Here is a 12,187-nt window from a genome sequence, read left to right as displayed (position 1 = left end):
ATTTGTTCTCATATTTGACTCACTATTGTTTCGCAAAAACAATAATTAGTGTTCAAATTTAAAAATGAACATTTGTTTTATTTCACCTCATGATTTTTTAGTCTTTTAATTTTCGTGAAGATAAACTTTAGGTTTATTTATATATTTAACATAGTTAACTAAAGTTTTGTTTGGTTTTTGCTTGTTGCCTTAATTGATTGATTGTATTGAGTTTTGATGTATGAATTGTGAGTGGTGTATATATTAAACCGTTTTTATCCAGACGGTTTTTATTTTTTGTAAGTCTTACAATTGACGCAGGTTTATCTATTGATAAAGATGTAGGATTTAAAAAATAATTCATACATTAAAATTACTCTTTGAGAAAAGCTTGCGTTGGTCAGGAGCATGTAGTCATGAAGGAAAAAGGCAGGATACGTATTACTAACTATCAAGGTAAGTTTTTCTACCGATTAATTGATAGCTTTTTCATATTGGTCATCATGTATGCGGCGATTAAAGTTAATCAGAATGTTGTCACTATGGCATATATTTCCGTTGCATTGCTTGGTGTGATTTTTTATTCCTATATTGCTGAAAGTTTAGATATTTATAGTGGCTGGCGAACGGCAAAGCTGCGTTCGTTATCTATGCATACTGCATTCTGTTGGACGGCGACCATCGCCTGTTTGACCTTATTAGGCTATTTTTCAAAAACTGGAATTGAGTTTTCTCGGCTTGTGATGGGGAGCTGGTTTACAGGCGTTTTTGTTGCTCTGATTGGTTGGCGAGTACTTGCTTTCGCAACCATTCACTATATGCACAAAAATGGATTACATACTCGAAAAGCGGTCATTATCGGTATGACGGCGCAAGGTCAAGAGTTATCGGCAAACCTCATTCATAACCCTGAATTAGGAATTGTAATGCAAGGTTTCTACGATGATCGTGCACCTTCACGCTTAGACGATGGAGCTCCCGTCCTTGGCACAATTAATGATGCGTTAAGCTTAGCGAAAACAGGGCAAGTGCAGAATGTGTATATCGCACTGCCTATGCAGGCGCAGCGTCGCATCAATCAAATCCTAGATGCCTTTTCTGACAGTACCGTCAATACCTACATAGTGCCTGACTTTTTTACTTTTAATTTATTGCACTCACGTTGGTACACGATTGGTGATGTGAACGCTTTCAGTATCTTTGATACCCCATTCAATGGACTGCTGAACTGGGTTAAACGATTTGAGGATCTTGTGCTGAGCAGCATTATTCTACTTCTCATTAGTCCAGTGTTATTGGCGATTGCGCTTGGGGTCAAACTCAGTTCCCCGGGGCCGATCATTTTTAAACAGAATCGCTATGGATTGGATGGTAAACCAATTCAAGTCTGGAAATTTCGCAGCATGCGAGTGATGGATAATGGCAGCAAAGTGAAACAAGCAACCAAAGGTGATCCTCGAGTGACTCGATTTGGGGCTTTTATCCGCCGCACTTCATTGGATGAGTTACCTCAGTTTTTCAATGTGCTGCAAGGCACTATGTCCATTGTTGGTCCAAGACCTCATGCGGTGGCACATAACGAGCAATATCGAACCATCGTTAACCGCTACATGCTGCGTCATAAAGTCAAACCCGGTATTACCGGGTGGGCACAAATCAATGGTTGGCGTGGTGAAACTGATACCGTCGATAAGATGGAGAAACGGGTACAGTTTGATCTTGACTACATCCATCGCTGGTCATTGTGGTTCGATATCAAAATCGTTTTTCTCACCATCTTCAAAGGTTTTGTTGGAAAGAACGTCTATTAGTTCAGGGCGCTCCCATTTAGAGGGGAGTGCTACTCTTGAGTGAATATCAATTTGAGTAAGTGCAGATAAATGGAACCGATGAAAGTGACTTCTCTTTTTTCCGTCAGCTTGGTTACGCTGGCGGCGATTTATGCGCCGTATGGTGTCGCAGAGCCTACGCCAAACCCGATTAAGACCGAATCTGGCATCGCTATTGTACCTTTTCTCAATCTTTCAACAGGGTATAACGACAACATCGCGAAAGCTAACCAGCAATTAGACAGTTCGGTATTTTCGATTATTGAACCGGGAGTTGGCTTGGTTTTTGAGCCACAGGGTAACAAGACCGAATTAGGCTATCGTCTACGCAATGGAACTTACTTCAGTTCCCAGCAAGATAACTTTACGGATCATTTTCTCGATCTCTCTAGTGCATGGGAATTGAACTCACGTCATCGCTTAGCTCTGAAATACAACTTAGCGTTGGCGCATGAAGGGCGTGGCGATAATGATACAACCCTTGGGTTGGGTTATAACGAATACGATAGCCACAGCCTTAACTTCGGTTATGGTTTCGGTTCGACCGAAGCGATTGGTCGTATCGAAACGAACATAGGCTGGCAGGATTTTACCTACCAAAACAACCGTAATATCACTCAATATCAGGATTGGGATGAACTGCGTTTTAACTCAACGTTTTATTATCGAGCCTTACCGCGTACTTCATTTATCGCGCAGGTGATCGCCAATTCGCGTCGCTATGATCTCATTGCAACAGGTTCAAGCACCAAAGATAACGATCATTACTTTGCTTACCTTGGTACTTCTTGGGATGCCACGGGTAAATTACAGGGTAATGTGAAATTGGGCTATCAACAGAAAGACTTTGATGCACCAAGCCGCAAGGACTTTGACTCAATATCATGGGATGTCGATGTGACTTACCTAATCCGGACTTATTCAGCATTGCAGTTGGTGACAAACCGACGTTCAACCGACTCTGATGGTGATGGCGATGCGATTGATGCGGCAACCTATCAAGTCAATTGGTCCCATAACTGGAATGCGAAGTGGGCAACGGAAGCGGTATTAACGCGTTTGAGTGAAGATTACACCGCATCGAATCGCGAAGATGATACGACTAATGCAAGTTTGCGTGCCAGTTATGACCTGCGTCGATGGTTAACCTTAGAGGTGGGGGTTGGTCATGAAAAGAAAGACTCCAATCTCGATTCACTCAGTTATAGTCAAAATGTGTATTACCTGACCATTCAGGGTGTGATGTAAACCGCTATGAAATACTTGTTCTCTTTTTTGTTATGCCTATTGCTATTGCCTTCTTTGGCTTTCGCTAACGATGATTTTTATCGACTTGGTGTCGGCGATCAAATTCGTATCCAAGTCTATGACGAACCAGAGCTTTCTTTTGAAACTCGGGTGAGCGACAACGGTGTGATTGACTACCCCTTTCTTGGTCGAATTCGCCTGAAAGGAAAAACTTTGGAAGAAGTGAAAATCTCCATTCACGATGGTTTGTTGGATGGTTATTTGATCAATCCAAACGTGTCAGTTTCAATCCTTGAATACCGTCCTTTCTTTGTAAATGGCCAAGTGATGAAGCCGGGGAGTTATCCTTATCATCCCGGATTAACGGTCAATAAGGCGATAACGATTGCAGGCGGGTTCACCGAACGTGCCTCCAAAACCAATTTGTTTATCTCCAGCAGCGATGATCCGGAAGCCAAGCCGGTCAAAGCCACTTTGCTCAGTAAACTTCAGCCCGGTGACATACTGACTGTCGCTGAAAGCTTCTTTTAATTTTAGGGTGTAATGGTACACGAGATGACAGGTAAACAATTCACTCAAGAAGAAGTGATCGATATTCGTCAGTATTTTAATGTACTGCTCAACTACAAATGGCGAATCCTGCTGTTTTCAATCATGGTAACAGCCATCACTCTGCTTTTTGTGCTGTCGATGCGCTCTGAGTACACGGCGCGTGCAACAATTTTGATTGAATCGACCCAGGCGAAAGCGGTTTCGATTGAAGAGGTGTACGGACTTGATACTAAAAGTCAGGAATACTACTTGACCCAAATTGAGATCCTCAAATCAGACACGATTGCTCAAGAGGTGATTCAGCGTCTTGATTTGGCGACCGATCCTGAGTTCGATCCTACTCAAAAGGAGAATCAATCTTCTGGCCTCACTAATCAGTTGTTGGAATGGATGCCTTTTCTCAAGGCATTTAAGCAACAGGAAGTGGTACCTGATGCCGAACAAGAGGCGTATCGCAATAGTCGATTGATTCTGTATAAGTTCAAAAATGGCATGAACATTAGTCCAATCCGTAAAACCCAATTGGTTAATATCTACTACACAGCGGGTAACCCCAAGTTGGCGGCAGATATTGCGAATGAAATCGCGCGGGTTTATATGGATAGCCATCTTGATGCCAAATTAGAAGTGGAATTAAAAGCCAATACTTGGTTGAACAACCGAATGGGTGAGTTGCGCGAAAAAATGCGTGAGTCGGAAACGCAACTGCAAGCCTTTCTACAAGCTGAAGGACTGGTGGATGTACAAGGGGTTGAAGGGTTAGCAACGCAAGAATTGGAAGAGCTAACATCGCAGATGAACAAAGCGCGCGATCGTCGCGTTGCTGCTGAAACCTTGTATCTGGTTGCCAATAGCTATAGCAAAAATGATAGTGACTTGACGGCATTATCTTCGATTCCTGAAATATCTAACCACCCGACCATTCGTGATTTGAAAGTGGCGGAAGTGGATGCAGAACGTAAAGTTTCAGAATTTTCGAAGCGTTATGGTCCGAAACATCCGAAATTGAAATCGGCCGCCGCTCAGTTGGAAGCTGTGCGTAAAAACCTGCGCTCTGAACTTAAGCAGCTATTGAACGGTATCAATAATGAGTTACAAGCGGCTAAACAAGCTGAACGCTCATTACAAACGGAGTTCAACCAACGTAAATCAGAATTCCAAACTCTGACCGTGAAGAATGCCAAGTATTCAGAGCTAAAGCGCGAAGTACAAACTAACCGTGAATTGTTTGATTTGTTCTTAGCGCGTCAGAAAGAGACAAGTGCTTCCGGTGACTTTAATACCACGATTGCTCGTTTTACCGATCAAGCAACAGCTCCATTAACGCCTAGTAAGCCAAATAAGAAATTGATTGTGCTACTGGCATTTGTGGCGTCGTTTGGTTTTGCTTGCGTGGTAGCGTTTATTGCCGATGCGATGTCTGACACCTTTGCTGACATCAAACAAGTGGAGAAGCAGCTTGCGTTGAGTTTGCTTGGGGTTGTACCTGCCATCCGTCAACGTCGTGGCAAGTTAGATGCGAAGGCTTATTTTGATGAAAAATTGCGTGAATTGACCGAAGCGGTACGAACCATACGAACGAGCTATTTATTGGCGCATGTTAATCAAGAACAGCATGTTGTGATGCTCACTTCTTGTTTGCCGGGGGAGGGGAAAACAACCGCTAGCATTAACCTAGCGTTATCTCTAGCTCAGATGGAAAAGACTTTGCTTATCGATTGCGATTTACGCAAACCGGCGATCGCTCATCGTTTTGGAATTTCAGGCTCGCAATCGGGTGTGACCAACCTGTTGACCGGTACGCAGAAGCTAGAGGATTGCATCTACCACGACGAGCAATCTGGGCTCGATGTGCTTACGGCTGGTGTTTATACTTCCAACCCATTGGAATTGCTGTCATCAGCTAAATTTAGTGAGCTGTTATCGGATTTAAGAACTCGATATCAACGGATTGTGATTGATACACCACCATGTCTAGCGGTGAGTGATAGCTTCATGTTGGCGCAACATGTCGATTCAGTGATTTTGGTGATTGATGCGAACCATACTCGAACCCCTGTTGTACGTGAAGTGGTGGGTAAACTGACTCAGCAAGGCAGCCGAATTGATGGCGTGATTCTCAACCGACTCAATGCTAAGAAGGCTTCACGTTACAGCGGTTACTATCATTATCAGGCTTATTACGGAGAAGATAATAAGCCGGGCTCAGTACAGTGAATACCGCTTTTCAGGTTGGTTGGAGAGCCTGTGTTGCTGCTTCTGCATTGTTAGTGATCTATTTTGCCTTTCAGCAAGGGATTGCTTCTTTATATGCTTTAGCAGCAGAAAAAGAACTACTGGCTTGGAATCATACTCCAGCCAGTATGCCTGCCGTAGAAGAGGCCCATGTCGCCATTCAACAGGCTATTAACCACAATCCAGATCATCCTCAATACTATTTTTTAGCCGCGAGGATCTGGCAGTGGCGGGCTTTCTTATCAACGGGTCAAGAAGCGGATCAGGCCTTAACAACGGCAAAAGCAACATATCTTGAAAGTGCACAACGCCGACCGATGTGGCCAGATACTTGGGCTGAGCTATTAAAAATAGAAGCTCAGCTTCATCGTGATGGGCAAGAGATCACTGAACTGGGTGAATACTTAACTAAAGCCGCGCAGTATGGGCCTTATACGCCTGCAGTAAATATCGCGATTTCACAAGTTGGTTTAGCAAAATGGAAGTTGTGGAATAGTGAGCAAAAGTGGTTGGTGATTGAACATCTCGCTCGTGGTTTGTACGGGAAAAACAGTCGACACACTTTAGCGGAATACCTAAAATCGACCGACCAATTTAAACTGGCTTGCGTTTTAGCATTACGCCGTGAGCCAAAATTAGAGATCAATATTTGCAACTCAGTCTTAAAATAGGCCGTCAAATCTGTCAGCAACGCCCGGTTTCCGTGGCGTTATTCAGCTTGTTGGCGTTATCTACCGCCTTGGCGTCTTGGCTTAAATCATCAGGATTTCATGCAGATTACGTTTACCAATTAGAAACAGTGGTAGGCGGAGATACGCATTTGCATGGTCTATTAGCGTTATTTTTGACATTGGCACTGTATCGCGTGCTATCTGCAACCAGCAGTAATTACAAAGTCGTACTGATAACAGGTGCGCTGGTGGCATTTTGCTGCCTGATTGATGAAGGGATGCAGGCATTTTCTCCGCTACGTACTTTTTCGGTGCTGGACATCTTAGCGAGCTTAATGGGGGTGACCATCGCAAGCTTGATTAACACGTTATTGGCAGGATTACGTCAACGAAAACAAAGAAGCTCAGAGTAAACGGCTTCTTTACTCTATCTACAGTGAATATCAGTAAACAACGCGGTAACGGCTTGGTTTATGATTCATTGCCAATACTACATTGAGTAAAAAGGCACCTAGGATAGATAAACCAATTGTCAGTGGAGAGACGAAGAAAAATGAGGCAAGCAGAATAAAGCCGTCAATAGCCATCTGACTTTTGCCAACCGAAATACCAAATTTGTCTTGAATAAACAGGCACAGCACGTTAAAGCCACCCAAGCTTGAACGATGGCGAAATAAAATCAACATTCCCAATCCCATCAAAACTCCGCCAGCCACCGCACAATAGATGGTGTTCACTTTTTCAAGCGTAATCAACAGCGCTAAATGATCAGCAAACAGTGACACTAAAGCACCAGAGATTGCGCTGTTGAAAGCAAAACGAGCACCAAATCGTTTCCAAGCCAGCAAATAAAACGGACAGTTCGACAGAAAATAGAGCACACCAAAAGTCAGTGGTGTGAATTTGGTCATCAAAAGGGCTAATCCAGTAGTTCCCCCCGTCAATAAGTGTCCTGCTTGTAGAAAATAGACGCCCTGTGCGACAAGAAATGTCCCAGTAAGAATCGCGATCCAGTCTTCTTTGTGTGAATGTTTTTCCATAAATTAGGTTATCAAGGAAGAGAATGGCGCGGATGTTAATGAAAAGCCGATATTTTCGGTAGCTAGGGATGAAAAATTGAGGTAAACCTATGTCACATCCGCTTTACAGGGTGTAAAGCAAAAAATTGACAGTTTGTTGTTTAGGCGTCGTTTATGCCATCAATATGAAAGCTGTCTTAGTGGTTATGAAAAAACTGCATGATAAATTCGTGAATTTGGGCTTTATGATAAAGATCAAATTATGTAGAATGCGCGCCATAAAGTGATGACGAAAACGTTTGCGTTGAGTCATTGTGTGGTTTTTTTGCAATTTCAGTCAATCTGAGTCAGGAGATACAGATGCTTAAGCGTGATATGAACATCGCTGATTATGATCCGGAGCTTTACGCTGCCATTCAGGAAGAGACGCTTCGTCAAGAAGAACATATTGAACTTATTGCTTCAGAAAACTACACCAGCCCGCGTGTAATGCAAGCTCAAGGTTCTCAACTAACTAACAAGTACGCCGAAGGTTACCCAGGCAAGCGTTACTACGGTGGTTGTGAGTATGTGGATAAAGCAGAAGCTTTGGCTATCGACCGTGCTTGCCAACTGTTTGGCTGTGAATACGCGAACGTTCAACCTCACTCTGGTTCTCAAGCGAACAGTGCAGTGTACATGGCGCTGCTAAACCCAGGTGATACCGTTTTGGGTATGAGCCTTGCGCACGGCGGTCACTTGACTCACGGTTCACCAGTGAACTTCTCTGGTAAGCACTACAATGTGATTCCTTACGGCATCGATGAAGCTGGCCAAATCAACTACGACGAAATGGAAGCGTTGGCCTTTGAGCACAAGCCAAAGATGATCATCGGTGGTTTCTCTGCCTATTCACAAATTGTTGATTGGAAACGCATGCGCGAAATCGCAGACAAAGTAGGTGCTTACCTATTTGTCGATATGGCGCACGTTGCAGGTTTGATTGCTGCGGGTGTTTATCCAAGCCCAGTGCCTTTCGCACACGTTGTGACTACGACCACGCACAAAACTCTGGCTGGTCCACGTGGTGGTTTGATCCTGTCAAACGCTGGCGAAGAGATGTACAAGAAACTGAACTCAGCGGTGTTCCCTGGTGGCCAAGGTGGTCCTTTGATGCACGTAATTGCTGCTAAAGCCGTTGCGTTTAAAGAAGCAATGGAGCCTGAGTTCAAAGCTTACCAAGCACGTGTTGTGCAAAATGCGAAGGCTATGGTGGCACAGTTCCAAGAGCGTGGTTACAAGATCGTGTCTAACAGCACTGAAAACCATCTCTTCTTGGTTGATCTCATTGATAAAAATATCACAGGTAAAGATGCGGATGCGGCACTTGGTGCAGCAAACATCACAGTGAACAAAAACTCAGTGCCTAATGATCCACGTAGCCCATTTGTGACTTCTGGTATTCGTGTGGGTACTCCTGCGATCACTCGTCGTGGTTTCACTGAGCAAGATGCAAAAGATCTCGCTAACTGGATGTGTGATGTTCTAGACAATATCAACGACCAAGGTGTTATCGAAGCGACTAAGCAAAAAGTATTAGCAATCTGTAAACGTCTGCCTGTTTACGCTTAAGCGCTCAGACCTGAACAAGTTGAAGTTGCAGCTCAATAGTTGCAACTTTAGTCAGTTGGGTCGTCGTGACAAAAAAGCCTGCGAAATCCGCAGGCTTTTTTATTGGAATATAGTTCAGTGACCGCTTATTTACTCACACTGATCATAGTGCCGGATTTGCACTTGAACATGTAGTACTTGTTGCTTTCGGTAAATTTACCTAGGCCTTCACCATCACAGTAGTCCACGTTGATATCACGCATGATATCGAGGGTTTTCTCTGTTTTGAGCGCAAACTTGGCTCCATCTGCACACACGATACGCACTTGGCCGTCATCACTGACCGAGTAAATGTTCACTTCGGTATTACACAACTCAAAAGAGGCTTCGCGATAGTTATCTTGTTGTGTGTTGGATGAACAACCTGCCAAAAGCGCCGCGGCTGTGAGGGCGAGTAAGCCGATACGATTCATTATTATTTTTCCTTGTTGTCAGTATTCACTCAAAAGCACGATGGAAATCGTGAGCGAAAAGTAATCGAAACTTAACGTAAGCCTATAGAACCCAAGCACAGGATTCAAGGTTAAAAAGCTGATGAGGTTAGATTATGGCGGAGGATCTCATCCGGGATAATGTATCAAGCCAGCAAATAGGCTGGCTTGATAGAGAATATGCAGGCTTACTTGACTTCTAAACCTTTGGCTTGCAAATCGGCATGATAAGAAGAGCGAACAAACGGGCCACAGGCTGCGTGAGTAAAGCCGAGCTCTAGGGCGATCTCTTTCAGTTCATCAAATTCTGAAGGTGGTACATAGCGCTCAACAGGCAAATGGTGACGACTTGGAGCCAAGTATTGGCCAAGAGTTAGCATTGTCACGCCGTGTGCACGCAAATCTTTTAAAACTTCGACGATCTCTTCTTTGGTTTCGCCTAAGCCCATCATTAAGCCTGATTTAGTCGGTACGTTAGGATGCTGTTCTTTGAATTGACGCAGCAGTTCTAAAGACCACTTGTAGTTTGCTCCTGGACGTACTTTACGGTACAGGCGTGGTGCTGTTTCCAGATTGTGGTTGAACACATCTGGTGGATTGTCTTTAAGAGCTTCCAGTGCCACTTCCATACGACCACGGAAATCTGGCACCAGAGTTTCGATTCTGATGTTCGGGTTTAAAGCACGAATTTCGCGATTACAATCTGCGAAATGTTGTGCGCCACCGTCACGCAAGTCATCACGGTCAACTGATGTAATTACCACGTATTTGAGTTTCATGTCGTGAATGGTTTGCGCGAGTTTCTTCGGCTCTTCCGTTTCTGGTGCATTCGGGCGGCCATGGGCGACGTCACAGAAAGGGCAGCGACGAGTACAGATGGCACCTAAGATCATGAAGGTCGCGGTACCATGGTTAAAACACTCTGCCAAGTTAGGGCAAGAGGCCTCTTCACAGACAGAGTGAAGGTTGTTTTTACGCATGGCGGCTTTGATGTCTTGGATGCGCTGGCTATCTGCAGGCAGTTTGATCTTCATCCATTCTGGTTTGCGCAGAACTTCTTTTTGTTCTGTTGGCATGTTTTTTACCGGAATCAGTGCCATTTTGTCGGCATCGCGGTACTTAACACCGCGTTCCATCTGAATTGGTTTACTCATGATTGTATGCTTCTGTGCTGAATTCGACTTGCTCGTAGTCCAGTAGGGTAACGAGTTCTTGGATTAATGCTTGTTCAACCTGTTCAATCCCTATTGGGCCATATAAGTCGCTCAATTGAACCATCTCCATCCCGGCGTAACCACAGGGGTTAATGCGCAGAAAAGGGGTAAGATCCATCTGAATATTGAGTGCCAGCCCGTGGAAAGAGCATCCTTTACGGATACGCAGTCCCAAAGAACAGATTTTCTTATCTTGTACGTAAACGCCCGGCGCATCATGTCGCGCTGCAGAGTCAATCTGGTAGTGTTTTAAGGTATTAATGACTAAGTTTTCAATATGAGTGACCAACTCTCGTACACCAAGGTGCTTACGTCGCAGGTCAATTAAAAAGTAAGCCACTAACTGACCAGGGCCATGGTAGGTCACTTGTCCACCACGGTCACTTTGCACGACAGGAATATCTCCAGTATTGAGGAGATGCTCAGCTTTGCCTGCTTGCCCTTGAGTAAATACAGGGTTGTGTTCGACAAGCCACACTTCATCACGTGTCGTAGAATCACGTTGATCAGTGAATTGATGCATTGCCTGCCAAACCGGAGTGTAATCCCGTCTGCCTAGGCGTCTCACCAATAGCTGGTTTTCCATTATTGCCATCCGCCAGATATATATAAAGTTTTTCGATTATAAACTGCTTGCCAGTAATGAACTACACATGCGGGGAATCTTTTTGACCCCGATAACAAGATGGTTTTATTAATTTTATGAAAAATAAAGAAAAAGCAGCCTGAGCTGCTTTCAAAAAAATTTTAATAAATAAAATAATAACGTGGTTTACAGAACCATGCGCACGATATCGATTTCACCTAACTCTTTATAGAGAATCTCAACTTGCTCGATTGAGGTGGCGTGGATCGTCACTGAAACGGAGTGGTAGTTTCCTTTCGCACTTGGTTTAACACGTGGGCTGTAATCACCTGGAGCATGACGTTGAATCACTTCCAACACCAGTTCTGGCAGCTCAGGCTTGGCATATCCCATTACTTTGTAAGTAAAGGAGCATGGGAATTCGAGCAGATCTTTTAATTTTGCATCAGAGTTGATGTTCAGCATGGTGAAACTCCAGTTTGGGCATCAGAAAAACGGGACGAAATACTACAGCCATTTGAGAGGGATCTCAAGTGAACAAAAAAGCCGCACAAAGCCTGTCTCTTGATCACATTTCATGCTCAAGAGACATTGCAAGCTCGTAACCTTCAAGGATGGTTTGTAGTTTGAACCATCCTTCCCAAAGTCGCTCCCAGCCCACTATTCCTGTTCGTTTACTATCGTGCCACCCAGCTAATTTCCCTAAGCCAAGATAAGCCCAGCGCACTGTTGGCGCGTGTTTCGGCGGTTTGCTTTTTTCTACCTTTAGCCAT

General features: G+C 44.1%; 13 protein-coding genes and 1 pseudogene. 7 read left to right on the top strand and 7 right to left on the bottom strand.

Annotated elements, in window-relative coordinates; translation table 11 throughout:
• Positions 1 to 154: 154 nt before the first annotated feature.
• The gene (locus D908_RS22160; RefSeq protein ID WP_134815426.1) at positions 155 to 343 is read right to left on the bottom strand and encodes a hypothetical protein; all 189 of its coding nucleotides are present in this window, start codon (positions 341 to 343) and stop codon (positions 155 to 157) included.
• 52 nt (positions 344 to 395) lie between these two features.
• Between D908_RS22160 and vpsL the strand changes: the two genes are divergently transcribed.
• The 6 genes from vpsL (at position 396) to vpsQ (ending at position 6,927) form a co-directional block, all read left to right on the top strand.
• Positions 396 to 1,790 (top strand): exopolysaccharide biosynthesis glycosyltransferase VpsL, encoded by a 1,395-nt coding sequence (vpsL, locus tag D908_RS01775; protein WP_005527349.1) that lies wholly within the window; start codon positions 396 to 398, stop codon positions 1,788 to 1,790.
• A gap of 69 nt (positions 1,791 to 1,859) precedes the next feature.
• Positions 1,860 to 3,056 carry an exopolysaccharide biosynthesis beta-barrel protein VpsM gene (vpsM, locus tag D908_RS01780; protein ID WP_005527347.1) on the top strand — a complete coding sequence of 399 codons (1,197 nt, stop codon included), beginning with the start codon at positions 1,860 to 1,862 and terminating at the stop codon, positions 3,054 to 3,056.
• A 6-nt stretch (positions 3,057 to 3,062) separates the two neighbouring features.
• Positions 3,063 to 3,587 carry an exopolysaccharide export protein VpsN gene (vpsN, locus tag D908_RS01785; protein ID WP_005527344.1) on the top strand — a complete coding sequence of 175 codons (525 nt, stop codon included), beginning with the start codon at positions 3,063 to 3,065 and terminating at the stop codon, positions 3,585 to 3,587.
• A gap of 24 nt (positions 3,588 to 3,611) precedes the next feature.
• Positions 3,612 to 5,825: an exopolysaccharide regulatory tyrosine autokinase VpsO gene (gene vpsO / locus D908_RS01790; protein ID WP_005527342.1), complete on the top strand. Its 2,214-nt coding sequence runs from the start codon at positions 3,612 to 3,614 to the stop codon at positions 5,823 to 5,825.
• The gene (vpsP, locus tag D908_RS01795; protein ID WP_005527340.1) at positions 5,822 to 6,514 is read left to right on the top strand and encodes an exopolysaccharide biosynthesis protein VpsP; all 693 of its coding nucleotides are present in this window, start codon (positions 5,822 to 5,824) and stop codon (positions 6,512 to 6,514) included. The genes vpsO and vpsP overlap by 4 nt, the downstream gene beginning before the upstream one ends.
• A complete protein-coding gene (gene vpsQ, locus D908_RS01800) occupies positions 6,493 to 6,927 on the top strand; it encodes an exopolysaccharide biosynthesis protein VpsQ (protein ID WP_001177232.1) in 435 nt (144 codons plus the stop codon). The genes vpsP and vpsQ overlap by 22 nt, the downstream gene beginning before the upstream one ends.
• 30 nt (positions 6,928 to 6,957) lie before the next feature.
• Here vpsQ and D908_RS01805 read toward each other — a convergent pair whose 3' ends face one another.
• Positions 6,958 to 7,554, bottom strand: a complete 597-nt coding sequence (locus tag D908_RS01805) for a YitT family protein (protein ID WP_005513036.1) — start codon at positions 7,552 to 7,554, stop codon at positions 6,958 to 6,960.
• Positions 7,555 to 7,893: 339 nt separating this feature from the next.
• On the opposite strand from D908_RS01805, the gene glyA reads away from it, so the two are divergent.
• Positions 7,894 to 9,144, top strand: coding sequence for a serine hydroxymethyltransferase (gene glyA / locus D908_RS01810; RefSeq protein ID WP_005527337.1), 1,251 nt, complete (start codon positions 7,894 to 7,896; stop codon positions 9,142 to 9,144).
• A gap of 125 nt (positions 9,145 to 9,269) precedes the next feature.
• On the opposite strand, the gene D908_RS01815 is transcribed toward glyA, so the two are convergent.
• From D908_RS01815 to D908_RS01835, 5 genes and pseudogenes are all read right to left on the bottom strand, one after another.
• A complete protein-coding gene (locus D908_RS01815; protein ID WP_001079737.1) occupies positions 9,270 to 9,596 on the bottom strand; it encodes a lipoprotein in 327 nt (108 codons plus the stop codon).
• Positions 9,597 to 9,802: 206 nt separating this feature from the next.
• Complete coding sequence (gene lipA / locus D908_RS01820; RefSeq protein ID WP_005527335.1) at positions 9,803 to 10,768, bottom strand: lipoyl synthase; 966 nt, start codon at positions 10,766 to 10,768, stop codon at positions 9,803 to 9,805.
• Entirely contained in the window at positions 10,761 to 11,414 is a 654-nt protein-coding gene (gene lipB, locus D908_RS01825) for a lipoyl(octanoyl) transferase LipB (RefSeq protein ID WP_032467763.1), read from the bottom strand. Before lipB ends, lipA begins: the two co-directional genes overlap by 8 nt.
• Before the next feature lie 186 nt (positions 11,415 to 11,600).
• Entirely contained in the window at positions 11,601 to 11,879 is a 279-nt protein-coding gene (ybeD, locus tag D908_RS01830; protein WP_000932182.1) for a DUF493 family protein YbeD, read from the bottom strand.
• 103 nt (positions 11,880 to 11,982) lie between these two features.
• Positions 11,983 to 12,187 (bottom strand): annotated as a pseudogene (locus D908_RS01835) (IS4 family transposase); the annotation flags it as partial.

The sequence above is a fragment of the Vibrio mimicus CAIM 602 genome (assembly GCF_000338875.1).
Taxonomy (GTDB): Bacteria; Pseudomonadota; Gammaproteobacteria; order Enterobacterales; family Vibrionaceae; genus Vibrio; species Vibrio mimicus.
This window is presented reverse-complemented; position numbering and strand designations above follow the sequence as displayed.

What these genes read in the sequence shown, in the direction of transcription:
- D908_RS22160 (WP_134815426.1), bottom strand. Translation starts at nt 343, where the DNA reads ATGAATTATTTTTTAAATCCTACATCTTTATCAATAGATAAACCTGCG.
- vpsL (WP_005527349.1), top strand. Translation starts at nt 396, where the DNA reads ATGAAGGAAAAAGGCAGGATACGTATTACTAACTATCAAGGTAAGTTT.
- vpsM (WP_005527347.1), top strand. Translation starts at nt 1,860, where the DNA reads ATGGAACCGATGAAAGTGACTTCTCTTTTTTCCGTCAGCTTGGTTACG.
- vpsN (WP_005527344.1), top strand. Translation starts at nt 3,063, where the DNA reads ATGAAATACTTGTTCTCTTTTTTGTTATGCCTATTGCTATTGCCTTCT.
- vpsO (WP_005527342.1), top strand. Translation starts at nt 3,612, where the DNA reads ATGACAGGTAAACAATTCACTCAAGAAGAAGTGATCGATATTCGTCAG.
- D908_RS01805 (WP_005513036.1), bottom strand. Translation starts at nt 7,554, where the DNA reads ATGGAAAAACATTCACACAAAGAAGACTGGATCGCGATTCTTACTGGG.
- glyA (WP_005527337.1), top strand. Translation starts at nt 7,894, where the DNA reads ATGCTTAAGCGTGATATGAACATCGCTGATTATGATCCGGAGCTTTAC.
- D908_RS01815 (WP_001079737.1), bottom strand. Translation starts at nt 9,596, where the DNA reads ATGAATCGTATCGGCTTACTCGCCCTCACAGCCGCGGCGCTTTTGGCA.
- lipA (WP_005527335.1), bottom strand. Translation starts at nt 10,768, where the DNA reads ATGAGTAAACCAATTCAGATGGAACGCGGTGTTAAGTACCGCGATGCC.
- lipB (WP_032467763.1), bottom strand. Translation starts at nt 11,414, where the DNA reads ATGGAAAACCAGCTATTGGTGAGACGCCTAGGCAGACGGGATTACACT.
- ybeD (WP_000932182.1), bottom strand. Translation starts at nt 11,879, where the DNA reads ATGCTGAACATCAACTCTGATGCAAAATTAAAAGATCTGCTCGAATTC.